This window comes from Saccharopolyspora endophytica, from assembly GCF_018070075.1.
Classification (GTDB): domain Bacteria; phylum Actinomycetota; class Actinomycetes; order Mycobacteriales; family Pseudonocardiaceae; genus Saccharopolyspora; species Saccharopolyspora endophytica.
Window position 1 is genome coordinate 202,488 of sequence record NZ_JAGPXE010000001.1, and the last position, 24,156, is coordinate 226,643.

22 protein-coding genes and 1 pseudogene are annotated in these 24,156 nt (G+C 70.0%); 11 read left to right on the forward strand and 12 right to left on the reverse strand.

Annotated features, from left to right (window positions below):
- Positions 1-50 precede the first annotated feature (50 nt).
- Both grpE and KBO27_RS00910 read right to left on the reverse strand, forming a co-directional pair.
- Positions 51-515 (reverse strand): nucleotide exchange factor GrpE, encoded by a 465-nt coding sequence (gene grpE / locus KBO27_RS00905; RefSeq protein ID WP_372448818.1) that lies wholly within the window; start codon positions 513-515, stop codon positions 51-53.
- Positions 515-1,999: a dynamin family protein gene (locus KBO27_RS00910; RefSeq protein WP_246536087.1), complete on the reverse strand. Its 1,485-nt coding sequence runs from the start codon at positions 1,997-1,999 to the stop codon at positions 515-517. The genes grpE and KBO27_RS00910 overlap by 1 nt, the downstream gene beginning before the upstream one ends.
- A 180-nt stretch (positions 2,000-2,179) precedes the next feature.
- Here KBO27_RS00910 and KBO27_RS00915 point away from each other — a divergent pair, with 180 nt between their 5' ends.
- The 3 genes from KBO27_RS00915 (at position 2,180) to KBO27_RS00925 (ending at position 4,816) form a co-directional block, all read left to right on the forward strand.
- Entirely contained in the window at positions 2,180-2,977 is a 798-nt protein-coding gene (locus KBO27_RS00915) for an HAD hydrolase family protein (RefSeq protein ID WP_210968108.1), read from the forward strand.
- Between the two features lie 172 nt (positions 2,978-3,149).
- Positions 3,150-4,094: an ABC transporter ATP-binding protein gene (locus KBO27_RS00920; protein WP_210968109.1), complete on the forward strand. Its 945-nt coding sequence runs from the start codon at positions 3,150-3,152 to the stop codon at positions 4,092-4,094.
- A complete protein-coding gene (locus KBO27_RS00925; RefSeq protein ID WP_132672038.1) occupies positions 4,091-4,816 on the forward strand; it encodes an ABC transporter permease in 726 nt (241 codons plus the stop codon). Before KBO27_RS00920 ends, KBO27_RS00925 begins: the two co-directional genes overlap by 4 nt.
- 571 nt (positions 4,817-5,387) lie before the next feature.
- On the opposite strand, the gene KBO27_RS00930 is transcribed toward KBO27_RS00925, so the two are convergent.
- Positions 5,388-5,855 carry a universal stress protein gene (locus tag KBO27_RS00930; protein WP_307870182.1) on the reverse strand — a complete coding sequence of 156 codons (468 nt, stop codon included), beginning with the start codon at positions 5,853-5,855 and terminating at the stop codon, positions 5,388-5,390.
- A gap of 233 nt (positions 5,856-6,088) precedes the next feature.
- Here KBO27_RS00930 and KBO27_RS00935 point away from each other — a divergent pair, with 233 nt between their 5' ends.
- From KBO27_RS00935 to KBO27_RS00950, 4 genes are all read left to right on the forward strand, one after another.
- The gene (locus KBO27_RS00935; protein WP_246536088.1) at positions 6,089-6,682 is read left to right on the forward strand and encodes a hypothetical protein; all 594 of its coding nucleotides are present in this window, start codon (positions 6,089-6,091) and stop codon (positions 6,680-6,682) included.
- Between the two features lie 343 nt (positions 6,683-7,025).
- The gene (trmB, locus tag KBO27_RS00940; protein ID WP_246536171.1) at positions 7,026-7,670 is read left to right on the forward strand and encodes a tRNA (guanosine(46)-N7)-methyltransferase TrmB; all 645 of its coding nucleotides are present in this window, start codon (positions 7,026-7,028) and stop codon (positions 7,668-7,670) included.
- 186 nt (positions 7,671-7,856) lie between these two features.
- The gene (locus KBO27_RS00945; RefSeq protein WP_210968111.1) at positions 7,857-9,065 is read left to right on the forward strand and encodes a nitric oxide synthase oxygenase; all 1,209 of its coding nucleotides are present in this window, start codon (positions 7,857-7,859) and stop codon (positions 9,063-9,065) included.
- Between the two features lie 449 nt (positions 9,066-9,514).
- Positions 9,515-10,846 (forward strand): amidohydrolase family protein, encoded by a 1,332-nt coding sequence (locus KBO27_RS00950; RefSeq protein ID WP_210968112.1) that lies wholly within the window; start codon positions 9,515-9,517, stop codon positions 10,844-10,846.
- 48 nt (positions 10,847-10,894) lie between these two features.
- On the opposite strand, the gene KBO27_RS00955 is transcribed toward KBO27_RS00950, so the two are convergent.
- Positions 10,895-11,587, reverse strand: coding sequence for an SDR family oxidoreductase (locus KBO27_RS00955; RefSeq protein WP_210968113.1), 693 nt, complete (start codon positions 11,585-11,587; stop codon positions 10,895-10,897).
- A gap of 131 nt (positions 11,588-11,718) precedes the next feature.
- On the opposite strand from KBO27_RS00955, the gene KBO27_RS00960 reads away from it, so the two are divergent.
- On the forward strand, positions 11,719-13,020 hold the full coding sequence (locus tag KBO27_RS00960) for an MFS transporter (protein ID WP_210968600.1): 1,302 nt from the start codon (positions 11,719-11,721) through the stop codon (positions 13,018-13,020).
- A gap of 141 nt (positions 13,021-13,161) precedes the next feature.
- On the opposite strand, the gene KBO27_RS00965 is transcribed toward KBO27_RS00960, so the two are convergent.
- On the reverse strand, positions 13,162-15,219 hold the full coding sequence (locus KBO27_RS00965) for a PhoX family protein (protein WP_246536089.1): 2,058 nt from the start codon (positions 15,217-15,219) through the stop codon (positions 13,162-13,164).
- 509 nt (positions 15,220-15,728) lie between these two features.
- Between KBO27_RS00965 and KBO27_RS00970 the strand changes: the two genes are divergently transcribed.
- Positions 15,729-16,463: a ribosomal RNA small subunit methyltransferase A gene (locus tag KBO27_RS00970; protein ID WP_210968115.1), complete on the forward strand. Its 735-nt coding sequence runs from the start codon at positions 15,729-15,731 to the stop codon at positions 16,461-16,463.
- A 95-nt stretch (positions 16,464-16,558) separates the two neighbouring features.
- On the opposite strand, the gene KBO27_RS00975 is transcribed toward KBO27_RS00970, so the two are convergent.
- Positions 16,559-16,783: a hypothetical protein gene (locus tag KBO27_RS00975; protein ID WP_210968116.1), complete on the reverse strand. Its 225-nt coding sequence runs from the start codon at positions 16,781-16,783 to the stop codon at positions 16,559-16,561.
- Positions 16,784-16,817: 34 nt separating this feature from the next.
- Here KBO27_RS00975 and KBO27_RS33360 point away from each other — a divergent pair.
- Together KBO27_RS33360 and KBO27_RS00980 are read left to right on the forward strand one after the other, a co-directional pair.
- Positions 16,818-17,084: pseudogene (locus KBO27_RS33360) on the forward strand (Scr1 family TA system antitoxin-like transcriptional regulator); the annotation flags it as partial.
- Between the two features lie 11 nt (positions 17,085-17,095).
- On the forward strand, positions 17,096-17,278 hold the full coding sequence (locus KBO27_RS00980; protein ID WP_210968117.1) for a DUF397 domain-containing protein: 183 nt from the start codon (positions 17,096-17,098) through the stop codon (positions 17,276-17,278).
- Here KBO27_RS00980 and KBO27_RS00985 read toward each other — a convergent pair whose 3' ends face one another.
- The 6 genes from KBO27_RS00985 to KBO27_RS01010 all read right to left on the reverse strand — a co-directional run bounded on the left by KBO27_RS00985 (position 17,279) and on the right by KBO27_RS01010 (position 24,153).
- Positions 17,279-19,309, reverse strand: a complete 2,031-nt coding sequence (locus tag KBO27_RS00985) for a PhoX family protein (protein WP_210968118.1) — start codon at positions 19,307-19,309, stop codon at positions 17,279-17,281. It lies immediately after the preceding gene.
- Positions 19,310-19,371: 62 nt separating this feature from the next.
- The gene (locus tag KBO27_RS00990; protein ID WP_210968119.1) at positions 19,372-20,595 is read right to left on the reverse strand and encodes an MFS transporter; all 1,224 of its coding nucleotides are present in this window, start codon (positions 20,593-20,595) and stop codon (positions 19,372-19,374) included.
- 125 nt (positions 20,596-20,720) lie between these two features.
- Positions 20,721-22,472 carry a hypothetical protein gene (locus KBO27_RS00995; RefSeq protein ID WP_210968120.1) on the reverse strand — a complete coding sequence of 584 codons (1,752 nt, stop codon included), beginning with the start codon at positions 22,470-22,472 and terminating at the stop codon, positions 20,721-20,723.
- A gap of 131 nt (positions 22,473-22,603) precedes the next feature.
- A complete protein-coding gene (gene crcB, locus KBO27_RS01000) occupies positions 22,604-22,978 on the reverse strand; it encodes a fluoride efflux transporter CrcB (protein ID WP_210968121.1) in 375 nt (124 codons plus the stop codon).
- Entirely contained in the window at positions 22,975-23,421 is a 447-nt protein-coding gene (locus tag KBO27_RS01005) for a fluoride efflux transporter FluC (RefSeq protein ID WP_210968122.1), read from the reverse strand. The genes crcB and KBO27_RS01005 overlap by 4 nt, the downstream gene beginning before the upstream one ends.
- Before the next feature lie 135 nt (positions 23,422-23,556).
- Positions 23,557-24,153: an OmpA family protein gene (locus KBO27_RS01010; protein WP_210968123.1), complete on the reverse strand. Its 597-nt coding sequence runs from the start codon at positions 24,151-24,153 to the stop codon at positions 23,557-23,559.
- Between the last annotated feature and the right edge of the window lie 3 nt (positions 24,154-24,156).

Consider the following 24,156-nt stretch of genomic DNA (forward strand, 5'->3'; position numbering starts at 1 on the left):
ACTCTCGCAGGTGGTGGAGGAGCGCACCACGAGCGTCGAAGGTACCCGGATCAGGTGCGGAGTTGGTAGACGGTGACGACCGGCGCCCGCAGGACGCGGTCGTGGTCGGCGAACCCGAGGAGCTCGGTCTCGGCGATGACGCCGTCGAGAGCGGGGTCGTCGGTGGGCAGGGTGCCGCCGGCTTCGTGGAAGGCCGGGTCGAAGCGCTGCCCGTCGGGCCGCAGCGGGGCCACGCCGATGCTGGTGAGCCCGTCGGCGAGCCGTTCGGCGACTCCAGCGCTGCGGGCGCGGTCGACCGCGTACACGCACAGCTGGATGAGCGCGGCGCGGTCGGTCAGCGCCTGCTCCAGCGGATCGATGACGGTTTCGCTGGTCACGGCGGTCATGTCTGTCCCCTGATCGGCGGCAGCGTCGCAAGCCGGATCACCGGCTTCTGGGAGAACAGACGAACCCGAAAGGTGCTCGGTTCCGCTTCCGAGTGACTTCTTCGGTCGTCGCCAGCCCCGCACGGTGATCACCTGGTTCGCAGTTGCTGCCAGATCAGGAAGTAGGCCCGGTGCACCACGTGCGCGACCCGGCTCTGCGCGGGCGTGGCACCGAAGGAGGAGAAGGACCGCCACCAGTTGGCGCGCTCCAGAGCGAGCTCGGTCAGCTCGGCCTGCGGCAGTTCGGGCCGGCCGAGCTGCTCGGCGGGGTCGGTGCTGCCGCCCACCTGCATGACCTCTTCGGCCAGGTCCGGCGGCATCTCCACCGACCCGGCCGCGACCAGCGTCAACGCCTCCAGCACGCGCAGCTGGTGGGCTTCCGGCCTGGCCAGCAGCCCTTCGATGGCGTCGTGCACCTTCTGGCGCTCGTCGCGGTCGCCGGAGGACTGCGCGAGCGCGGTGATCGACGCCAGCGCGGCCGCGGCCTTGATGCCGTCGGCGCGCGCCCGGAACACCGAGTCCAGCCGGCCCAGCACCGAGGCCAGCCCGGAGGCGTCGCGGATCCGCCGCCGCAGCTCACCGGCGGTGATGTCGGGCTGGGCGTCCAGGGCGTCCAGCGCGCAGCGCACGCCGTGCAGGTCCATCCGCTCCAGCAGGTGGGTGCGGGTGCCCGCCGGGACGTCGCACTCCCAGCTGGTGAACAGGTCCGCCGACAGCAGCAGGGTCTCCCGCGTCGCCTCGTCGAGCTCGGCCAGCGATCGCAGCGCCTCGGCGTCCGGAGCGGTGAAGCCGCCGGTCTCGGAGGTCTCGGCGAGCAGCCCGATCACCGGCAGCACGTCGGCGACCTTGGGCTTGAGCAGCTCCGACTGCTTGGTGGCCAGGATCTCGGCGGCCTTCCACACGTCGTCGTCGGCGCCGTCGACGGTGTCGGCCTCGATCATGTCGGCCTTGTTGAGCAGCGCGATCGCGTTGACCGGACCGGCTTCGCGGCTCGCGGTCGCGGCGGTGAAGGCGGCCAGCGCCTGCTCGTCGTCGGCGCGAACGCCCTGGGTGACGACGTAGAGCACGGCCTCCGCGCCGATCACGGCATCGCGGGAGACCGGGTCGAGCTGCTGAGTGCCCAGCGCCTGCTCGGTGCGCGCGACCGAGGCCGAGTCCAGCGAGCCCAGACCGGGGGTGTCGATCACGGTCAGATCGCGCAGCACCGCATTGGTCAGGTAGGCCTCCAGGTGGGAGACCTCGTCGAAGTCCACGCCCAGGTCGGCGGGGATGCCGCCGCCGGGGTCGAACGGGATCGCCTGCTTGCGGCCGTCGTGGAACACGACCTCGACGCGGTCGACCGTGCCGTACTGGAAGCGGGTCACCAGCCGCGTGCACTCGCCGACGTCGGTGGGTGCGACCCGCCGTCCGATCATGGCGTTGACCAGCGTGGACTTGCCGGACTTGATCCGGCCGGCGACGGCGACCTGCAGCGGGGCGCCGAGTCTGCGCAGCACCTCGTCGAAACCTTCGGAGGTCTTGTCGGACAGCTGCGGTTGCAGCCCCGCGCACAGCCGGGCGACGGCGGCCGACAACGGGCCTGCCCACCTCTGCTGCTCGGGTGCCGTGTTCAAGGTGCCCTCTCGATGGAGTCAGACATTCCGGACTTCCCGGGAATCCGCCCGCACCATCCTGCCACGTCCCACCACCCCTCCGGTCGAAGTCCACAAAGGACGATGAACGACCGGTTCACCCGACGCGGCTAACCTGCGGGCGTGAGCGTTGACTTCAAGCCCGACCTCGTCGCCCTCGACATCGACGGAACCCTGCTGGACCCGGACACCGACACCATCTCCGACGCCGTCAAGGCCGCCGTGCGCCGCGCGGTGGACTCCGGCGCGCAGCTGGTCCTGGCCACCGGGCGCGCCTTCCTCGGCACCGCACCCGTGCTCGACGAACTCGGCCTGACCAGCGGGTTCGCGCTGTGCTCCAACGGCTCCGTGCTGGTGGACGTGGCTCGGCGCGAGCCGGTCTCGGTGGCCTCGTTCGACGCGGCGCCGGTGCTGCGGGCGCTGCAGGAGCACCTGCCCGGCGCGATCTTCGCCGCCGAGGACGTCGGGGTCGGCAACCTCGTCTCCGCCCCGTTCGACCCGGACAAGCTGCACGGCCCGCAGCGGATCACCCCGATCGACGAGCTGACCGCGCACCCGGTGCCCCGGCTGATCGCGGAGTGGACCGAGCACGACCCGGCCGAGCTCGCCGAGACGCTCGCCGGCGTCCGGTTGCCGAGCTGCACCATCTCCGTCGACACCTACGAACCGTGGGTCACCGTCGTCCCGGAGGGTCTGTCCAAGGGTGCGGCCCTGGAGAAGCTGCGCACCGAACTCGGAATCGCCGCGGGTCGCACGTTCGCCGCGGGCGACGGCACCAACGACTTCGAGATGCTGAGCTGGGCGGCTCGCGGCGTCGCGATGGGCCAAGCGCCCCTGGACCTGCGCGCCACGGCCGACGACACGATCGGCACGGTCGCCGAGGACGGTCTCGCCGTCGAGCTCAACCGCCTCTTCGCCTGAGCGCCCGTTCTCGCAGCTCGCGGCTCGGTCGTCCGCGAACCGCCCTGGAAGTCCACTGTGGACCGAAGGGGCAGGACCGGGGTGCCGCTCCGGGAGAACCCTGAGGTGCGTCATCCTCGGAGTCGATTCACTACTACCGGCACGGCTCCGCGTCCCAGCAACAGGAGTGATCATGATCGAGGCGAGTGGCCTCACCAAGCGCTACGGCCAGAAGGTGGCGGTGGACGACCTGTCGTTCACGGTCAAACCCGGTCACGTCACCGGGTTCCTCGGCCCCAACGGCGCGGGCAAGTCCACCACGATGCGGATGATGCTCGGGCTGGACAACCCCACCTCCGGCGAAGTGCGCATCAACGGCAAGCGCTACGGGGAGCTCCGCAACCCGCTGCGCACCGTCGGCGCGCTGCTGGACGCCAAGTGGGTGCACCCCAACCGCTCGGCCCGCGCGCACCTGCGGTGGATGGCGCGCTCCAACGGGATCCCGATGCAGCGCGTCGACGAGGTCCTGGAGCAGGTCGGCCTCACCGATGTCGCGCGGCGCAACGCGGGCGGGTTCTCGCTGGGCATGTCGCAGCGCCTGGGACTGGCGACCGCGCTGCTCGGCGACCCCGAGGTGCTGCTGTTCGACGAGCCCGTCAACGGCCTCGACCCGGAGGGCATCCACTGGATCCGCCGGTTCATGCAGGGCCTTGCCGCCGAGGGGCGCACCGTCTTCGTCTCCAGCCACCTGCTGTCGGAAATGGCGCTGACGGCCGAAGAACTCGTCGTCATCGGCCGCGGCAAGCTGATCGCGCAGTGCAGCACCGCCGAGTTCGTCGACAACGCGGGCAGCAGCTCGGTCCTGGTGCGCTCGCCGGAAGCACCGCAGCTGCAACGGCTGCTCGGCGACGAGCAGATCACCGTCCGCTCCTCGGAGGCCGACCGGCTGGTCATCGACGGCGCGACCACCGAGCAGATCGGTGAGCTGGCCGCGCAGCACCGGATCGTGCTGCACGAGCTCACCGCGCAGCGCGGCTCGCTGGAGGACGCGTTCATGCAGATGACCAGCGACTCCGTGGAATACCAGACCACGCTCGGCGAGGCGACCGAGCTGACCGCCCAGGGGGTGGCCCGATGACGTTGCTCGCCGTCGAGCGCATGAAGCTCTTCTCCACCCGTTCTCCGTGGTGGTGCATGTTCCTGGCCCTCGCGCTGCCGATCGGGTTCACCGCCCTGATCGCCGCCGTCTCCGACGGGATGTCGCTGAGCACGACGCAGTTCGGCTACCAGTTCGGGCTGATGGTCACGCTGGTGCTGGCCGCGCTGGCGATCACCACCGAGTACCGGTTCGGCACCATCCGCGCGACCTTCCAGGCGGTGCCGAACCGAACCGCGGTGCTGCTGGCCAAGACCGCGGTCGTCGCGGTGCTGGCGCTGATCATCGGCGAGATCGGGGCGTTCGGCTCGTGGGCGATCTCCACGGTGCTGCAGCCCAGCTCGGACCTGGCGATCACCACCGCCGAGCAGTGGCGCGAGATCGCGGGTGTCGGACCGGTGTTCGCGTTCTCCGCGATCTTGGCGGTCGGCGTCGGGATGCTGGTGCGGCAGACCGCCGGCGCGGTGACCATCCTGCTGCTGTGGTCGCTCATGGTGGAGAGCCTCATCGCTCTGGTGCCCGAGGTCGGGCAGGACATCCAGCAGTGGATGCCCTTCGTGATGGCCGACCACTTCCTCAAGGGCGGCGGGAACATGGCCATCGACATGCCGCTGGGGCCGTGGGGAGCGCTCGCGTACTTCGCGGCGGTCACTGTGGGTGTCTGGTTGATCGGATTGGCCGTGACGCACCGGCGCGATGCCTGACCAGCGGATTTGATCATGACTCCGAAAGGCCTTGATCAAATCGGGAATGCCCAGCTGGGCCCGGGATAGCAAAACGTTACCGAGCCCGGCCGAGAGTCTGATCACGCCGACCGATAGGATCGACTTGCAAGATCGAGCGGTCGTCATCGGCACGCCGATCGCACCGGGTCACATTGGACACGGCGCGTCAGCGGCGGATCACCCAGTGATTCGAGAACGCTGAAGCACAACCAAAGACGACCGACTGCAGTAGCGCTCGGGGGCGCCGGCGGTCGGGACGGGGGAGGGCCCCGGGCTGTCATTCGGGGGATGGCCCGGGGCCCTGTGCTTTCTACGCTCTCCACGTCCGGCGCAGCCCGCTTCGTTCAGTATTTCTCGGGTTGATCGTTGGGGTCTTGCTTCGCTCGGCGGTGCGGGTGGCGGAACCTCAGACGCCGCCTGGGTCCGGGCGCCACTCCTGATGGATGCCAATTGCGCGGCGTCCTCCCCGGACGACGTCTGAGAACCCGCAGCGGTGCGAGCTGGGTCCCACGCTTGAAACGTGCGGCCACGGCCGCATTCCTGGCAGCCGCTAGACCATCGGGCGCACGACCAGGACCGGGCAGGCCGCGTGGCGGACGCACTGCTCCGCGACGGATCCGAGCATCAGGCCGGAGAACCCGCCTCGACCCCGGTGGCCGACGACCAGGAGGTCCGCGCCCTTGGACGCCGAGAGCAGGGCCTGCGGCGAGGGCGAGTGGACCACGTGGATCTCCACGGTGACCTTCGGTGGATCGCCGAGCTTGTCGGCGACGATCTTCGCCGTCTCCCGCTCCACTTCCTGCTGGAACGCTTCGGTGCTGGGAACGGCGTTGGGCGGGCAGTCGGCGGGACGCGGCGCCGTGCGCATGCTCCAGGCCCGCACGACGTGCAGCACCGCGTTGCGGCGCTCGGCCTCCTCCGCGGCCACGATGAGGGCTCGCAGTGACGACGCCGAGGTGTCGAGTCCCACGACGACTCCGCTGTTGATCTCCACGCGTTGGAACGTCTGATCCGGCACGCCTCTACTCCAACCGCCACGGCTCCCGTTGTCGAGCCAGCGCCCATTAGGTCAACCGAACGAGTTTTGCCTGTGATTGCAATCACATTTTACACGCTTGTCTCATTCGTCGGTTTGGCTGTGGTAAGGCATAAGTAGAGGTGTCCCGCAACCAGCGTCGCTTGGGGGCATGCGCTGGCCGTGGGCGAGTACTTCAGCTCGCGTCTATCTCCACCACAAGAGGAGTGGGCCACATGCTGTCTTCGCAAGAGCGCGCACTGTCTTCACAAGAGCGTGCGCTGATCGACGCACCGCGCGGTGGCGTTCGCACCAAGCGCACCGGCAACGACGTCCAGCTGGAGCCGGTTCCGCGGCTCGAGTGGTCGCTGGCGACCGAAGCCCACCCGCCGGCCACCGAAGCCGCGACGCCCGCATCGCTCCGGCGCAGCTGGATCCACACCGCTTCCGAGCGGCAGGTCCTGGAGCTCTTCCGCAAGCTCAACGGCGCCAAGCGCCGGTTGCCCGCGCCCTGGTGGCTGCGCGCGCTCGACCGCGGCGACCTCGCTTCCCGCGCCGAGGCGTTCCAGATCGAGGACCAGGTGCACGCGGTGCTCTCGGCCCGTTCCGGCTGGGTCTTCGTCCCCTGGGTCGGCATCAGCGAAGCCGGGTACTGGGAATACGCCCCGTCCGACCGCGGCTCGGTGAAGATGCCCACCGCCATCGTCCTGACCGACGAGCACGAGGGCTGGCTCAACGTCGTCCCCGCCTACCGCGACGAGGAACCGCTGCCCGTGCCGACCAGCACGACCACGTTGCTCTCCCTGCTGCCGCAGGTCGAGGTGTGGTGACCTCGAACATCCGTGGTCGTTCTGCTCGGCGGTGCGGTCAGCGGAACCTGAGGCGCCTTCTGGACTCCGTGCGCCACTCCTGATGTATGTCCAATACACGGCGTCGCGGCGTACTCGCCAGAAGACGCCTGGCGAACCCGCGGCGGTGCAGGTTGCGAGGGTGGTCTGCCCGCCTCGCGGCTACGCCGCTTGCGCAGGGGCTGACGTTGGAGTCTCAGGTGGGACTCCAACGCGGTGGTCGGGGGCTGCCGCCGGTTTGCGATAATTCTTCCTCGTGAATTCCTCTGACCAGCAGGTTCCGTTCCGCCGCACCGTTGTCAGCTACGTCCAGCGAGGCGAGCGGATGACCGTGGGCCAGCAGCGGGCCTGGGATCGCCACTGGGCGGAGCTAGGCTCCGACGTCACCGCGCTGCCCGAGGGCCCGTTGGACGTGGAGTCCTGGTTCGGCCGTTCCGCGCCGGTGGTGCTGGAGATCGGCTCGGGCATGGGCGAGACGACCGCGCAGCTCGTCGCGGCTCAGCCGGACGTCAACTACCTGGCGGTCGAGGTCTACAAGCCCGGTCTGGCCCAGCTGATGCTGCGCGCGGAGAAGCTGGAGGTCTCGAACCTCCGCCTGCTGCGCGGCGACGCGATCGTGCTCCTGCGCGAGCACGTCGAGCCGGGATCGCTGGACGAGGTGCGGATCTACTTCCCGGACCCGTGGCCGAAGAAGCGCCACCACAAGCGCCGCCTGGTCCAGCCGGAGTCGGTCGAGCTGATCACCTCGCGGTTGCGCCCCGGCGGCGTGCTGCACCTGGCCACCGACTGGGAGAACTACGCCGAGCAGATGCGCGAGGTCTGCGAGGCCGAGTCGCAGCTGAGCAACCGCTACGCCGGTGAGCCCGGCGGTTGGGCTCCGCGTCCCGACTGGCGTCCGGTCACGAAGTTCGAGAACCGCGCGCACGACGAGGGCCGCGAGATCCACGACCTGATCTACGAGCGGGTCTGACTCCTGATGGGCGATCCTTGATCGGCCGAGATGTTCACTCGGATGGTCGATCAAGGGTTCCGTCAATCGCGTCGAAACTAGTTACATCGCGTCAACGGCCACCTGTTCGTGGCGGCTCAAGATCACCGGAAAGAGAACGGCTCTGAGCTGCCCAGGCAGCAGGTTTCGCGACTACGTTCGCACGGCGTGACGGCTATTCGCGAGGAACTCATCCCGAGCCAGACGAGCCCGTCGGAAACCGCCGCCGAGGACTTCCTGCGCTCCTTCCACTCCGCCCACCCCGAAGCCGGTTCCCTGCGCGAACGGCTCGCCGAAGTGCGGCGCAGCATCGCCGAGACCGGCACCTACCGGCACACCACCGCCGAACTCTCCTACGGAGCCCGCGTCGCGCTCCGCGACAGCGGCTGGTGCACCAGCGGCCTGCCCTGGCGACGGCTCAAGGTGCGCGACCTGCGCGGCCTGCGCAACGCCTCGGCCATCGCCGGCGAGTGCTTCGAGCACCTGCGGCTGGCCACCAACGCCGGCCGCATCCAGCCGCTGATCACCGTCTTCGCCCCGGACTCCCCCGAGGCGTCCGGCCCCCGGATCTGGAACGAGCAGGTCGTCCGCTACGCCGGGTACTCGCTGGCCGACGGCGGTGTCCTCGGCGACGCCCGCTACCAGGGCTTCACCGCCACAGCGCAGAACCTCGGCTGGAAACCCCCGCCGGAGCGAGGCCGCTTCGACCACTTACCGCTGGTCGTCGAGACCGAGCACGAGGGCGTCACGCTCGCCGCGGTGCCGCGCGACGTCGTCCAGGAAGTCCCGCTGGAGCACCCCGACCACCGCTGGTTCGGCGAACTCGGGCTGCGCTGGCACAGCGTCCCGCTGATCAGCAACATGCAGCTGCTCATCGGCGGGATCCGCTACCCGGCCGCGCCGTTCAACACCTGGTTCGTGGGCACCGAGATCGGTACCCGCGGCCTGGCCGACGACCAGGCCTACGGTCTGACCCGCCAGGTCGCCGAACGGCTGGGCATGGACACCTCCACCGAGCGCAGCCTGTGGCGGGACCGGGCGATCGTCGAGATCAACCGCGCCGTGCTGCACTCCTTCGACGCCGCTCGCGTCACCATCACCGATCACCACAGCGAAGCGCTGCACCGGCTCGAATGGCTGCGCTCGGGACGCCGTCCCGGCGGGTCCGCACCCGCGTTCACGGTCAGCAAGGCCGCGGCCCGCCGAGCCAGAACCGGATCGGACGATCGACCAGCGCCGGAGGCGCGGGTAACCGCCCGCCGGGAACCGGCCGCAGCTGAGCGGGACGCGTCTCCAGAAGAGCGAAATCGCCCCCGCTACGACGTTCTTGCCCGGATGAGCCGCCGTTGTCTGGGCACGGACCTGCCCCAGGAGTGAAGCCGTTCTCGCGGCGCTTGCGCTCGCCACCGCCGTAGTTCTCCAGCAGGTCCTGCAGCACCGAGCTCAGCGCCATCAGCAGCAGCGCGATCATCGCGATGGCGGCGGCGATGGCGGTCATCGTGGTCTCGAACATGGTGAACCTCCCCGACTCGGGTTCGTCGCTCCCAGCGTGGCTGCTGCGATGCCTCGTGCGGATCGGCCAGCTGGGGATGTTTTCCCTGATCATTCGGTTGGCCCATCAGGGCTCCGCCCCTAAGGGCGGGGTCCTCGTGCGGCCTGGTTCCAGATTCGGGCATCGGCGCGAAAACCGGTATCGGCCTGCAGGCCAGGGATCGAACCGCTCAGATCGGCCGATCGGCCAGGTCGTGTTGACCTTTCGGCCAAGGTCGCGCCGGCCGGGGAACGAGGCCGTCCGGTTGCGGATCGCTGTGCGGCAGAATGCGGTCATGCCGACCGCACTCCGCCTGCACGCACCGATGGCCCTGCCCTGCGACGCGACCTGCTCGGTCGTCCGGGACGCCGTCGTGGACGTCGACGACACCGGCCGCATCAGCTACTGCGGCCCTCGCCAGGGCGCACCGGAACGGTCCAACGACGTGATCGTCCGCGAATGCGGCGGAATCCTGCTGCCCGGCCTCATCAACGCCCACGCCCACAGCCCGATGACGCTGCTGCGCGGCATGGGCGCGGACCTGCCGCTGCTGCGCTGGCTCAACGAGGTGATCTTCCCGGCGGAGGCCAGGCTCCGCCCGTCCGACGTGCGCGCGGGCATGGAGCTGGGATGCGTGGAGATGCTGCGGGCCGGCATCACCACCAGCGCCGAGATGTACTTCATCGCCGAGTCCATGGTCGAGGCGACGCTGGCGGTCGGTTCCCGCGCGGTGCTGGCCTCCGCCGTGATCGACACCCCGGCCCTGGAGGCGCTCGGCGGCTGGCGCGGCGCGGTCGAGGGCATCGACCGCTGGATCGACGCCGACGGCCTGCGCTTCGGTCCTGGCGAGCGCATCGAGCTGGCCTACGGCCCGCACTCGGCCTACCTGCTGCCGCCGGAAGCGCTGCAGACGATCGGCGAGTCCGCGCAGCAGCGCAACGCGCTGGTCCACACCCACGTCGCGGAAACCCTCGCCGAGGACACCGCCCAGCGCGAGGAGTACGGCTCGGTCCCGGCGCTGCTGGACAAGCTCGGCGTGCTCGAAGGCCGGGTCATCGCGGCGCACGGCGTGCACCTCAGCGACGAGGACATCGAGCTGTTCGCGCGGCGCGGTGTCGGTGTCGCGCACTGCCCCGGTTCCAACGCCAAGCTCGCCTCCGGCACCGCTCGGCTGGTCGAGCTGCTGGCGGCGGGCGTCCCGGTGGGACTGGGCACCGACGGGCCGTCCAGCAACGACGACCTCGACCTGTGGGAAGAGGTGCAGCTCGCGGGCCTGTTCGCGCGCACGGTTACCGGCGACGCGACGGCGCTGAGCGCGCGGGCCGCGCTGCTGGCCGCGACCCGCGGTGGTGCCGAGGCGCTGCACCGCGACGACATCGGTGCGCTGGAACCGGGCCGCTGGGCCGACATCGTGCACCTCGACGTCGACAACCCCGCATTCGCAACGGGTCTGGACGCACCCGACGAGCAGGTGATGTCGAACGTGGTGTGGGCGGCCGGTTCGCGCAGCGTGCGGGACGTGTGGGTCGCCGGCGAGGAGGTCCTCAACGACCGCGAACCCACCCGGGTCGACCGCCGCACGGTCCAGGCCGCGGCCCGCACCGCCGCCCAGCACGTCCGGGGCTGAGCACGACGGAGCCCCGGACCGCGCAGGCCCGGGGCTCGATGTGAATGATCAAGCAGCGGCGGGGCGCACGATGATCTCGGTGAGGTGCGAGTCCGGGGTGGCGTTGACGGCCGAGATGATCGGCTTGGCCACGGACTCGGGACGCAGGTAGCGGTCGGCCTCGAAGGTTCCGCCTTCCTGCTCGCGGACGGAGCGCTGCATGTCGGTCGCGGTCCGGCCGGGGAACACCGAGGTCACGCGCACGCTGTTGGACGCTTCCTCGGCGCGCAGCACGTCGGCGAACGCGCGCAGCGCGAACTTGCTGGCCGCGTAGGCACCCCAGTTCGGCTTGGCGCTCAGGCCGGAGCCCGAGTTGACCAGCACGACGTGGCCCTGCGCGGCGCGGAGCTGGGGCAGCAGCAGGCGGGTGAGCTCGGTGACGGCGAAGAGGTTGACCTCGAAGGTGCGCCGCCAGGAATCGCCGGTGGCGTCGGCGATGTGGCCGAGCTCGACGAGTCCGGCGCAGTGCACCAGGACGTCGACTCGCTCGATGTCGGTGGCGGCGTCGGCCAGCGCGGCGTGGTCGGTGAGTTCCACCGGCCACTCGCGGGCGGCGCCGGGCAGTTCGTCGATCAGGGTCTGGATGGCGTCGGTGTCGCGGCCGCCCAACAACAGGTCATGAGTGTTGGACAGCTCACGCGCGACCGCGGCACCGATACCTCGTGAGGCGCCGGTGACCAGGGCAATCGGGCGTTCGGGCATGGCTGTAACGCTACAGGTGGCATATTTCACCGGGGCTACCGGCCGTCCCACCCTCCGGTCGGGTCTTGACCTGATGGGCGGGCTGCGCGTATGCCCATCCGGTGAGCAGCGCCAACGTAGCCCCTGCGGAGATGCAGAACCGGATCCTGCGCAAGGTCGCGATCCGGTTGATGCCCTTCCTGTGCCTCCTGTACTTCGTCAACTACCTGGACCGGGTCAACATCGGCTTCGCCGGCCCGAACGGCATGAACGACGAACTGGGCATGACCGCAACGGTCTTCGGGTTCGCCTCGGGCATCTTCTTCCTCGGCTACCTGGTGCTGGAGGTGCCGAGCAACCTCGCCCTGCACCGCTTCGGCGCCCGCAAGTGGCTGGCCCGGATCATGATCACCTGGGGCATCGTCGCGACCGTGATGGCCTTCGTGCCGAACGCGACGACGTTGGTGGTGCTGCGGTTCCTGCTGGGCGTCGCCGAGGCCGGGTTCTTCCCGGGCATCATCCTGTACCTCACGTACTGGTTCCCCGCGGTGCAGCGGGCCAAGGCGGTCGCGCTGTTCATGGCCGCGGTCCCGGTCTCCAGCGCCATCGGCGCGACCGTGTCGAGCGCGCTGATCAGCAGCGGGCACGGCGTTCTCGGCCTGTCCGGCTGGCGGTTCATGTTCCTCGTGGAGGGCGTGCCGGCGATGCTGCTGGCGGTGGCGACCTGGTTCTACCTGACCGACCGGCCCGAGCAGGCCAAGTGGCTCAAGGACGAGGAACGCGAGTGGCTGTCGGGTCAGCTGGAGGCCGAGCGCGCCGAGACCGAGGCCGCGCACGCCTGGCCGCTGCGCAAGGCCCTGACGCATCCGCGGATCCTGGCGCTGGCCTTCGTCTACTTCGGCATCGCCTACGGCCTGTACGCGCTGGGCTTCTTCCTGCCCACGATCGTCAAGGGCTTCGAGCAGCAGTACGGCACGGAGCTGTCCACGATGGAAGCCGGCCTGGTGACGGCGGTTCCGTACGTGATCGGCGCGGTGGCGATGGTCATCTGGGCCGCGCACGGCGACCGCACCCGCGAGCGGGTCTGGCACGTGGCGCTGCCGATGCTGATCGGCGGCGTGTCCATCCCGATCGCGCTGTACCTGGGCAACCCGTTCATGGCGATGGTCGCGGTGACGATCTGCGCGGTCGGCGTCTGCGCAGCACTGCCGACGTTCTGGGCGCTCCCCAGCAACTTCCTCGCCGGGGCTGCGGCCGCCGGCGGCATCGCCCTGATCAACTCGCTCGGCAACATCAGCGGCTTCGCGGCTCCCTACATCACCGGAGCCCTCGCCGACGTCACGGGCTCCCAGCGCTCCGGCCTCTGGGTCGTCGGCGTGGTCATGATCGCCGCGGCCTTCACGGTCCTGGCCCTCCGCGCAGTCCCCAAGGAATCCCCCACCTCCCCAACCTGACCCCACCCGCCCCACCGGATTTCAGTGGAAATCCGGTCATGTGAGGGGACCGGGTGCCGAGGGACCAGGGCCCGGGTGGGGGGAAGACGCAACGAGGGTCCCTGGCCGTAAGGCCGGGGACCCCCGCGCTCGCAAGGTGGATCAGCCGCGGCCGATCTCACCGCCGTCTTCACGCCAGATCGCCACGACCGACGGGCGGGGCTGCGAGGTGCCGCCGTCCGGCCAGTGCGATGCCGGGTTTCCCGCGTTGTGGCCGTCGATCTCGCCGGGGTGCTGCACCGACACGGTCACCAGCTTGTCGCGCACCACGGGACCGCAGGTCTCGGCACCGTTGGGCACGGTCAGGAACTGCTTGACGAAGCCGCGCTCCGGTCCGTCGACGGGCACCGCGAACAGGCCGTCGTTGGAGTCCAGGGCGTTGCCGTCGGTGGAGATCCACAGGTTGCCGTGGCGGTCGAAGGCCACGTTGTCGGGGCACGAGATCGGGCTGACCTTGCTCTTGTCGAACCCGCCGAAGTAGGTGCCCGCGTCGTTCGGGTCGCCGCACACCAGCAGCAGGTTCCAGCCGAAGCGGGTGCCCGTGGTGTCGTCGTCGATCTCCAGCACGTGACCGTGCTTGTTGCCGACGCGCGGGTTGGCCTCGTCCGGAGCCGCGTTGCCCTCGCTGCCGCGGTTGCTGTTGTTGGTCAGCGCGCAGTAGACCTTGCCGTTGACCGGGTTGGGCTGGATGTCCTCGGGCCGGTCCATCTTGGTGGCGCCCACCGAGTCGGCGGCCAGGCGCGTGAAGACGTAGACCTCCTCGGCGGTGAAGCCGGGGACGAAGGACTCCTTGCCGCTGGCCAGCGCGATCCACTCGCCGATGCCGTCGAACTTGCCGTCCGCGGGCAGCTTCCCGGTGCCGTCGATCTCGCCGGCGGGGCTGTTGCCGGTGAACTTCGCGACGTAGAGCGTGCCGTCGTCGAGCAGGGTCATGTTGTGCCGGCGGGCCAGCGCACTGGTGCCCTGCTTGACCTTGCCGTTGGAGACGAACTTGTAGATGTAGTCGAAGCGCTCGTCGTCACCGCTGTAGGCCACGACGCGGCCGTCGTCGGCGATCTGGACCGCTGCGCCCTCGTGCTTGAAGCGGCCGAGCGCGGTGTGCTTGACCGGGGTCGAGGACGGGTCGTTCGGGTCGATCTCGACGATCCAGCCGAAGCGGTTGGCCTCGTTGGGCTCCTGCGCGAGGTCCCAGCGCTTGTCGAAGCGCTCCCACTTGCGGGTGCTGGCAGTGCCTTCGAAGCCGTAGCGGCCGAGGCGCTCCTTGGCGACCGGGTCGGTGACGCTGTCGGCGTTGGCGAAGTACTGGTTGAAGTTCTCCTCGCCGGACAGGATCGTGCCCCACGGGGTGAGGCTGCCCGCGCAGTTGTTCTGGGTGCCGAAGACGGTCGTGCCGGTCGGGTCGACCGAGGTCTTCAGCAGGTCGCTGCCCGCTGCGGGTCCGCGCAGCTCGAACGGGGTGTTGAGGGTGATGCGCCGGTTGTAGCGGCTCGGCGCCGGCTTGAGGCTGCCGTCGTCCTGGCGCTTGACCATCACCACCGAGAGACCGTGGGCGGCCCAGGCGATGCGGGCCTGCTCCTCGGTGGGGTTGTTCTCGTCGTAGCCGAGGAACATGTGCTCCTCGGTGGTGTACTCGTGGTTGCACACCAGGAGGCTTTCGGCACCGGTCCGGTCGAGCGCGATGAGCTCGGCGAAGTCGTTGTTGTAGCCGAACTGCTTCTCCTGCGCGGCGGCGCTCTGGTTGGCGAAGTCGAATTCGGGCGCGCCTTCGACGACCGGGTCACCCCACCGGATCACGACGCCCTGCCGGTAGCCGTCGGCGACGACCACGGCGTCCTGGGTGTTGGGCGCGACGGGCGCGAAGTCGGTGCCGGGCACGGCGCCTCGGGCCGGCGCGGGCCGGGGCGCGGCAGCGGCGGTGCCGTTGAGCATGGCGGCGCCGCCCACCGTCAGCGCGAGCGCGCCGGTGGCCTTCAGCGCGCCACGACGGCTGAGCACGGCCTCGACGATGTCACCGAAGTAGGCGTTGCCGGAGGTGTTCGGCGCCTCGTGCTGGCAGGCGTTGCCGCAGCGGTACTTGCAGGTGACCGAGGAACGGCTGGCGCTGTGGTGGGAGATGAGAGGGAGCGGGATGACCCGCCCGCTGTCCGATCGGGAAGACAAGCGGACCTCCATGGGATTGGTATGGAACACCCGAACGTTAGACAGATCGGGCGATGTCCTCGGTACATCTGGGTGAACAGAAACCGAACAAGCAACGCAGAGTCGCCGACGCCGGGCGCTGCAGGTCGTCCGCTGAGTGCTCGGCGTCACCACGAGGCGGTCCTGGTCCGAACCGCCCATGATCCATGTCTCTTCTGCCCGGTCGGTTCGGATCAAAACCGCCTGCTGCCCCCTCCCTCGAACCCGAGCCGGGTGCCGAAGCCGGGCGCTGCGAAAAAATCGGTTTCGGGTCGAGGTGGGGGCTTGTAGCTTTGTCGACATGGGGCTTTGCTCTGCTGCTTTCTTCATCCGGCTGCGTTCCGCCTAGGCGGCGCGGCCAGTAGATCGCGTCGCCGTTCGCGTCCGGGTCTCGTTCCCCGACGCGCGGCCGATGCTGCGGACGTTCATCCGCCGGCCTGTGCGCGCGAGACCCGGTTCCCATCCGGCTCGCGAGTGCAGGAGCAGTCCCCATGTCTTTCCGCCGCAGGTCGGCGCGCGATCGCGCGCGCCGCGAACTCAGCCAGAACTTCCTGATCAACCCCCGCGCGGCCCGCCGCATGGCCCGCGCGCTGATGCCGTCGCAGGACCCCGTCGTCGAACTCGGAGCGGGCCGCGGCGCGCTGACCCGAGAGCTCGTCGACCTCGGCCGTCCGGTGATCGCGGTGGAGCTCGACCCGCGCTGCGTCGAGCGCCTGAGCGCCGAACTCCCGCAGGTGCGCCTCCACCACGGCGACATGCGCGAGTTCCGGTTCCCGGTGAGGCCGCACGCCGTGGTCGGCAACCTGCCGTTCGGCATCACCACGACGATGACCCGCAGCCTGCTCACCACCCAGCACTGGACCGAAGCGGTGCTGCTGGTCCAGCACGAGGTGGCGGTCAAGCGGGCGAGGGGCGGTAGCCAGCTCAACGCCCAGTGGGCGCCCTGGTTCGAATTCCGGCTGCTGGGCGAGGTTCCGGCGCAGCACTTCCGGCCGATCCCGGCGTGCAGCGGCGGAATCCTCCACATCACCCGGCGACAACTCCTCCCGGTGGAGCGCAGGAGCGACTACCAGACCTTCGTCCGGGCCGTCTACCAGGCGAGGGGCCGATCGCTCGCGGAGATGATCCGCAACGTCACCGGCCACCGCCTCCACGACCTACCGCCCCTGCCGAAAGACCTGACACCCCAGGCATGGGTGCGCCTCCACCGACGGATCAGGAGCTGATCACCGAGCGGGTGGACGGGCGCTGTTCGGGGGCACGGGCGCCCGTCCACCCGTGGGGTCCGGCCTCGGGGGCATGCCGGACCGGCTGGAGAGGTTCAGGTGTGGCGGGAGGCGATCGCGCGCCAGCAGGTCATGCAGGTCTGCTCGGTGATCCACGCGATCTCGTCGGGGAGCCGCTGCACTCGTCGGGCTTCGACCTCGGTGTCGCAGAAGGACTTCACCACGTCGTCCGGGTCGGCGCGCTTGGCGTCGACGCCGAACGCGTGCCTGCCGCTTCCTATCGGACGCCAGAACCAGTCGACCCCAGCGGCTTTGAACATCGTCGCTCCTTCTGATCAGTAGGAGCATCTCCTCGCTGCAAGTAAGAAGCCGGACATCAAGATCCAGGTTCTTCCGTTCAGTGCGGGCCTTCACGAATCTGCATCGGGCAGTTTCACGTTGCTCGATTTCCCGCACGAGACCTGGCCGCCATCGGCTTACCAGGAGTACGCCGTGGGCGGACACCTCGTTGATGACACCGCGGCGGTGACGGCGTTGAGTACGGTCTTTGAGCGGTTGTGCAAACGTGCGCTGGGTGAACGGCTGAGCAGAGACGTGATCACCCAGTACGTGAACGGGTGAGAGGTGCGGCGATGGAGAACTGGCGGAAGTCGAGCTACAGCGGAACCCAGTCGAACTGCGTCGAGGTGGGGCGTGCTTGTGATCGGGTGGGGATCCGGGACACCAGGAACCGCGAGGCCGGGCACTTGGCCGTGCCCGTCTCGCGGTTCCTGGACTTCATCGGGGCCGTGAAGGACGGGGCCTTCGAGCGCTGATCAGCGCCAGACCGCGACCACCGAGGGCCGGGGTTGGGTGGTGCCTCCGTCAGGCCAGTGGCTGGCGGGGTTGTCGGCGTTGGCGCCGTCCAGCTCGCCCGGGTGCTGGGCCGAGACCAGCACGAGGTCGTCCTCGATGACCGGCCCGCAGGCTTCGGCACCGCGCGGGACGCTGAGGAACGCCTTGACGTGGCCGCGTTCCGGGCCTTCCAACGGGACGGCGTAGAGGCCGTCGTTGAAGCCGAGCGCGCCGCTGGAGTCGGTGGTGATCCACAGGTTGCCCTGGCTGTCGAACGCGACGTTGTCCGGGCAGGTGATCGGGCTGACCTGCGACTTGTCGTACCCGGCGAAGTAGGTCGACGGGTCCGCCGGGTCGCCGCAGACCAGCAGCAGCCGCCAGGTGAACCGGGTGCCCGCCGGGTCGTCGTCGAGTTCCATGACCTGGCCGTGCTTGTTGGTGTTGCGCGGGTTCGGCTCGTCGGCGGGCGCCTTGCCGTCGGTGCCGCGATCGGAGTTGTTGGTCAGCGCCGCGTAGACGCGTCCCGTCTTGGGGTGCGGCTGGACGTCCTCGGGCCGGTCCATCTTGGTGGCGCCCGCCTTGTCGGCGGCCTGGCGGGTGAAGACGTAGACCTCGTCGGCGCTCATGCCGTCGACGAAGCTGGTGTCGTTGTGCGCCAGCGGGATCCACTCGCCGACGCCGTCGAACTCGCCGTCGGAGGGCAGCTTCCCGGTTCCGTCGATCTCGGCGGGGTTGTCGCCGGTGAACTTCGCGACGTACAGGGTGCCCGAGTCCAGCAGCGACATGTTGTGCCTGCGGGCGTGCCCGCTGCCGCCCGGCTTCATCTTCCCGTCGGAGACGAACCGGTACATGTACTCGAACTTCTCGTCATCGCCCATGTAAGCGGCGACGCGGCCGTCGTCGAGGACGCGGATGTTGGCGCCTTCGTGCTTGAGCCGGCCGAGCGCGGTGTGCTTGACCGGGGTGGAGGACGGGTCGTTCGGGTCGAGCTCGATGATCCAGCCGAACCGGTTGGGCTCGTTGGGCTGCTGGGCGAGGTCCCAGCGGGAGTCGAAGCGCTCCCACTTGCGGTCGGTCGCGCCGCCGGAGATCCCGTAGCGCGCGAGGCGTTCCGCGGTCACCGGGTCGGTGACACCGTCGGCGTTGGCGAAGTACTGGTGGAAGTTCTCCTCGCCGGACAGGATCGTGCCCCACGGCGTGACGCCGCCGGAGCAGTTGTTCATGGTGCCCAGCGAGCGCATTCCCGTCGGATCGGCAGGGGTTTTCAGCCACTCGCTGCCCGCGGCGGGTCCGCGCAGCTCGAAGGGGGTCGTGAGGGTGATGCGCCGGTTCAGCGGGTCGATCACCGGCTTCTTGTCCTCCAGCACCACGACCGAAATCCCGTGCGCTGCCCAGGAGACCCGGGCCTGCTGCTCGGTGGGGTTCTCCGAGTCGTAGCCGCGGAAGACGAACTCCTCGGTGACGTACTCGTGGTTGTTGACCATCAGCCTGCGCCCGTCGGGCAGCGGCAGCAGCGCGCAGAAGTCGTTGTTGTAGCCGAACTGGCCTTCTTGCGCCTCGGGCGACTGGGCGTCGAAGTCGAACTCCGGTGCGCCGGGCAGGATCGGGTCTCCCCAGCGGATCACGATCTGCTGCTGGAAGCCCTCGGGGATCACCACCGCGTCCTCGGTGTTGGGCCGGATCGGCACGAAGTCCAGGCCGGTCGCGGCGGCCGCTTCGCGGGAGGCGAGCGCGGGAACGGCGAGCGCGGCCGTGGCCACCGCTCCGGCCTTGAGCAGGCCGCGACGGCTGAGCACCTGGTCCAGGACCTGCCCGAAGTAGGCGTTGTCCGAGGTGTTCGGCGGGTGTTGGGAGCACTGGTCGCCGCATCGGTAGCGGCACGTGACGCGGGCACGTCCGCCGGTGAGCAGCGGCAAGAGTCGACGTTCGGGAGCCACCAGGACCTCCAAGCTGTTCGAGAACGGCTTGGAGCGTAAGCGAACGTCAACGGTGTGCAAGCGCTTGGCGAACATTGGGCGACAAAAACGGAGGGGCGCGCGGATCGAGTCCGCGCGCCCCTTTCGTCGTCGTTCGATCAGACCTCTTCGCCGACCACTGCCGCTTCGGCGGGGACCTGCTGGGCGTCGGCCTTGCCGCGCACGTCGGTGACCAGCAGCAGCGCGGCGATCACGCACAGGCCCGCGCCGACGGCGAACGGGGCGTGGTTCGAGCCGAACCAGGTGGCGACGTGGCCGACCAGCGTGGCGGCAGCGGCGCCGCCGAGCCAGCGGCAGAAGTTGTAGCCGGCGCTGGCCACGGGGCGCGGGGCGTCGCTGACGCTCATCGCCGAACCGGTGAACAGCGTGTTGAGCAGGCCCGAGGCCAGTCCGCTGAGGATCACGCCGACGACCACGACCGGCTTCGAACCGAACGCCATGACGCCCAGGATCACCGCGTAGAGCAGGACCGCGATGATCGTGCCGCCGACCTCGCCGAAGCGGGCCGCCAGCTTCGGCGCCAGCGTCACCCCGGCGACCGCGACGCACAGGCCCCAGCCGAAGAACACCAGGCCGACCGCGATCGCGCCGAACTCCAGCACGAACGGCGACCAGGCCAGCACGATGAAGAAGCTCGCGGTGTAGAACGCCGAGCCCAGCGAGGTGCGCAGCAGGCCACCGTGCTTGAGCGCCTTGATCGGGTCGAGGATGCCGATCTTGGCGCGGGTCGAGCGATCCCCGTCCTTGGGCAGGAAACCGGCGGCGAGGATCAGCGCGACGGCCATCAGCGCCGCGGTGCCGGCGAACGGGCCCCGCCAGGAGATGTTGCCCAGCAGGGCGCCGAGCAGCGGCCCGGTGGACAGGCCGATGCCCAGCGCCGCCTCGTACAGCAGGATCGCGGCCTGCTGACCGCCGGAGGCGGCGCCGACGATCACCGACAGCGCGGTGGCGATGAAGAACGCGTTGCCCAGGCCCCACACCGCGCGCAGCGCGACGAGCTGGCCGATGGAGCTCGCCAGCGCGCACGCGATGGTCGCCAGCACGATCAGGACGAGGCCGGTGACCACGGTGCGCTTGGGCCCGAAGCGGGCGCTGAACGCACCGGTGATCAGCATGGCCACGACCTGAACGCCCAGGTAGGACGAGAACAGCAGGGTGACCTGCTCCGGTCCGGCGTTCATCGCCTCGGCGATGGACAGCAGGATCGGGTCGACCAGGCCGATTCCCATGAAGGCGATGACCGCCGCGAACGCGGTGATCCACACCGCCTTCGGTTGTCCCTTGAAGACGTCGAGTAACCGAACTTCGTGCCCGGCGCTCATCGCCACGCCACCCCTCATCAACGGCGTTGGCAGCTGCGGTTGCGGCTGCTGTGAAGTCAAACCGTTCGCAATGCTAAACAATTCTCGTTAGCAGAACAAACGGACATGAGGAGCGTCACCGGGGGTCAGGAGTCCAAGGCGCTGCGCGCAGCCGCCGCGACCTCCTCGTCCTCGTGGTTGTCGGCCAGCGCCGCCAGCAGCGCGCGGGCGTGGGAATGCCCGCTGCCGGCCACCTCGCCCACCAGCTGCAACTGCTCGTCCTCCGGCTGCTCGGCCACGTCACCGACGAACAGGTCCACGTCGGTCTCCAGCGTCACCGCCATCGCGTCCACGCTGAACAGCAGCTGATCACCGTCGCGCGCCACCTGCTCGTCGGTGGCGGCCTGCAGCCACACCCGCACCGCCGCGCCGCACACCGGGTCGTCGACCAGCCCGCGGGCCGCGGTCACGCCCTCCTCGCCGGTCGCCTCCAGCAGCGCCAGCGCGGGCATCCGGACCACCGGGTCGTCCACCAGCTCCAGGAGCCCGGTCAGCTCGTCCGCGGCCTGCTTCGGGCCGCGGTCCTCGACCCAGCTCGTCGCCAGCGCCTGCTGGACCGGCGCCGGGGCGGCGGCGAACAGCAGCGCCACCAGCTCGGCCGGGGCCAGGCGCAGCGCATCGGTCGTCGGCACGTGGAAACCGAACGCCCGCAACGACTCCCGCGCGGCCCACACGCCCGCGGGCAGCAGCTCCACGAACATCTCGACGGGCAGCGCGGTGCCGTCCTCCTCGGTCGCCGGCCGGGTGCGCAGCGCCCCCATCGCCTCCCACTGCTCGACGATCCGCTTCACCAGGGCCAGCACCGGGCTCGGGTCCTCGGCACCCAGCACGTCGGCGGCGGTGAAGGCCACGACCTCCAGCGGCACCTCCTCGCCGGCCGCGTAGAGCACGCTCAGCACCGACTGCACCAGCTCGGGCAGGTCGTCCTCGTCGTCGTCGGAGTCGGCGGCGATGTTCTCCAGCCCGTCGCGGAAGACGTCGTCGAGCAGCACGAAGCTCTGCCACAGCTTCGTCCACAGCAGCTCCGGCTCGGCCAGCAGCGGAGCGGCGATCAGCGTCGGAACGACCCGCTCGCCGGAGACCCGCAGCAGGCCCGCGCGCTGCGCCCACTCCAGCAGCAGACCTGCGGTGGCGGTGTCGCTGCCCAGGCTCGCGGCCAGCTTGTCGACGTCGCCGTCACCCGCGTGCTCCACGACCGCGCGGATGCGGTCCATGATCGGGGCGCCGGCCGCGATGTCGCGGTGCGGCTCCGACTCGGTCAGCTCCACCGGGCTCAGCCACAGCTTCGGCTGCTGCTCGGGCTCGGTGGCCTCGCGCGCGGTGATCTCGTCGGCGGTGTCCTGGTCGACGTCGAGCTCACCGGCGTCCACGGCGTCGTGGAACTCCTCCACCGCGGCGTCGTCGGAGTCGTCGACCCCCAGCTCGCGCATGGTGGTCGTCCAGAACTTCTCCGAACTCCACTCCGTCGGATCGGCCATCGCGCTCAGGTAGGCGGGCGTGGCCGCGTCCACCGCGTCGTGCAGCGCGGAAACCGGATCGGTCGAGGTCAGGAGGCGCTCCTCGGCCAGGAAGTCGAGCCACCGGTGCAGCAGGTCCGGCGTCGCCGACCACTCGCGGGTCAGCACGGCCCGGCGCGGCACGACCTCTGTCAGGACGCGCACGAGGTCCTCCTCGCTCCAGTGCGCGAGCATGCCGTCGGCGAGGAACTTGTCGTCGAGCAGCAGCTCGACCAGCTCCGCTGCGTCGAGCTCGGGGTGGCGGCGGGTGAAGCGGTCGATCAGTTCGGCGCTGGCCTCGTCGAAACGTTCCTGCTCGCCGTGGATGAAGACGGTGCGCATGGTGACCCCATTCGCTCACGTGTGCGGATCTCGTGCCCCAAGGTTAGAGACAACCCGAACCGAATCCGGGGAGCGCGAGCGGGGTCGTGCACTCGTGTCGTGATCGCCCGTTCGGGTGCTGTTTCCCGGGGTCAGTGCCAGATCGAGGCGGCCAGCACGACGCCGAGCACGCCCGAACCCAGCCCCACCAGCACCGAACCGACCACGTTGAGCAGACCGAACAGCCGCTGCCCGCCGGTCAGCAGGCGCACGCTCTCGTAACCGAAGGTGCTGAACGTCGTCAGCGCGCCGCACAGACCCACGCCCAGCGCGGTCTGCAGCACCGGCAGGGACGCGCCGAACAGGGCAGCCCCGGCGAGGAAGCCGAGGATCAGCGAACCGATCGCGTTGACCACCAGCGTTCCCCACGGGAACCCGGTGTCGTGCCGGGCCTGGACCCAGCGGTCGGTGAGGAAGCGCAGGCTCGCCCCGGTGGCGCCGCCGAGCGCGACGAGCAGGAGCGTCACGCGGCCTCCCGTCGCAGTCCCCGCGACAGAGCTCGGGTGGCGGTCATGCCGACGAACACCGCGAGCAGGCAGCACAGCACCGTGGCCAGCAGATAGCCCAGCGCCGCCAGCGGCGCCGACAGCGCCAGCCGCAGCGCGTCGGTCACGTAGGTGGAGAACGTGGTGAAACCGCCGAGCACGCCCACGCCCAGCAACGGTCGCAGCAGGCGGTGCGGGGTGACCAACTCGGTGATCACGCACATCAGCACGCCGATGGCCAGGCAGCCCAGCACGTTGACCAGGAACGTCGAAACGGGGCCCGGCCACACCAGGCTCGTCGACCAGCGCAGGACCGACCCGATCGCGCCGCCGGCGGCGACCGCGGCCGGCACGTCCCAGGTGGTCGCGGAGGCGGCCTTGCCCGCGGGCTCGCGGACCGTCCGCGCCTCGGCGGGAGAAGCCATCGACACCTCCGTGACTGCTCCCGCCGAGGGTACCGGGCCGGTTGCCCTGACCAGCACCGATCGCGACCGAGGTCTCACCGGCCGCGCACGAGGAAGCGGGGCGGCCGGTTCCGGCCGCCCCGCTGGTGGAACCGCTTACTGAACCTTGATCTCGACCTTGCGGGACGCGGCGGGGTCGCCGCCCGCGTCGCCCTCACCGGTGGCCTGCAGGCGCTCGGCCGGGATCCCGGACTGCGTCAGCTGGTCGACGACCGCCTGGGCGCGAGCCTGCGACAGCTCCTTGCTGTCCTGGCTGGAGCTCGTCCCGGACGCGGTGAAGCCCGCGACCTGGAACTTCATCTCCTGCGGAGCCGACTTGAGCATCTCGGCGGCCTTGGTGACCGTCTCCTTGCCCTGGTCGGTGAGCTCGCTGCTGTCCGGGTCGAAGGTGATCGGCGAGCTCTGGTTGAGCTGGTCGAGCTGGCCCTGGAGCTGAGCCTTGGCCTGGTCGCCGCCCTGCTCACCGCCGCCCTGCTGACCGCCGCCCATTCCGCCCGGCTGCTCGCCACCGGGCGGAGGCTGCTGCTCGCCGCCCGGCTGGGGCTGGCCCGGCTGCGGCTGGCCGGGCTGCGGGGCTCCGGGCACTCCCGACGGCATTCCCGGCACGCCCTCTGGTGCACCACCGCACCCGGCGAGCAGTGCCGAGGTGCAAGCGATCACTGCAGCGGCGTATTTGACGTTCGTTCGGCGCATAAC

Excerpts from the sequence above, each read along its gene's own strand:
- KBO27_RS01010 (WP_210968123.1), bottom strand. The coding sequence starts at position 24,153 with ATGCGCCGAACGAACGTCAAATACGCCGCTGCAGTGATCGCTTGCACC.
- KBO27_RS00990 (WP_210968119.1), bottom strand. The coding sequence starts at position 20,595 with ATGAGCGCCGGGCACGAAGTTCGGTTACTCGACGTCTTCAAGGGACAA.
- KBO27_RS00955 (WP_210968113.1), bottom strand. The coding sequence starts at position 11,587 with ATGCCCGAACGCCCGATTGCCCTGGTCACCGGCGCCTCACGAGGTATC.
- KBO27_RS00970 (WP_210968115.1), top strand. The coding sequence starts at position 15,729 with ATGTCTTTCCGCCGCAGGTCGGCGCGCGATCGCGCGCGCCGCGAACTC.
- KBO27_RS00935 (WP_246536088.1), top strand. The coding sequence starts at position 6,089 with ATGCTGTCTTCGCAAGAGCGCGCACTGTCTTCACAAGAGCGTGCGCTG.
- KBO27_RS01005 (WP_210968122.1), bottom strand. The coding sequence starts at position 23,421 with ATGGCTTCTCCCGCCGAGGCGCGGACGGTCCGCGAGCCCGCGGGCAAG.
- trmB (WP_246536171.1), top strand. The coding sequence starts at position 7,026 with ATGACCGTGGGCCAGCAGCGGGCCTGGGATCGCCACTGGGCGGAGCTA.
- KBO27_RS00960 (WP_210968600.1), top strand. The coding sequence starts at position 11,719 with ATGCAGAACCGGATCCTGCGCAAGGTCGCGATCCGGTTGATGCCCTTC.
- KBO27_RS00920 (WP_210968109.1), top strand. The coding sequence starts at position 3,150 with ATGATCGAGGCGAGTGGCCTCACCAAGCGCTACGGCCAGAAGGTGGCG.
- KBO27_RS00975 (WP_210968116.1), bottom strand. The coding sequence starts at position 16,783 with ATGTTCAAAGCCGCTGGGGTCGACTGGTTCTGGCGTCCGATAGGAAGC.
- KBO27_RS00995 (WP_210968120.1), bottom strand. The coding sequence starts at position 22,472 with ATGCGCACCGTCTTCATCCACGGCGAGCAGGAACGTTTCGACGAGGCC.
- KBO27_RS00980 (WP_210968117.1), top strand. The coding sequence starts at position 17,096 with ATGGAGAACTGGCGGAAGTCGAGCTACAGCGGAACCCAGTCGAACTGC.
- KBO27_RS00925 (WP_132672038.1), top strand. The coding sequence starts at position 4,091 with ATGACGTTGCTCGCCGTCGAGCGCATGAAGCTCTTCTCCACCCGTTCT.
- KBO27_RS00985 (WP_210968118.1), bottom strand. The coding sequence starts at position 19,309 with ATGTTCGCCAAGCGCTTGCACACCGTTGACGTTCGCTTACGCTCCAAG.
- KBO27_RS00950 (WP_210968112.1), top strand. The coding sequence starts at position 9,515 with ATGCCGACCGCACTCCGCCTGCACGCACCGATGGCCCTGCCCTGCGAC.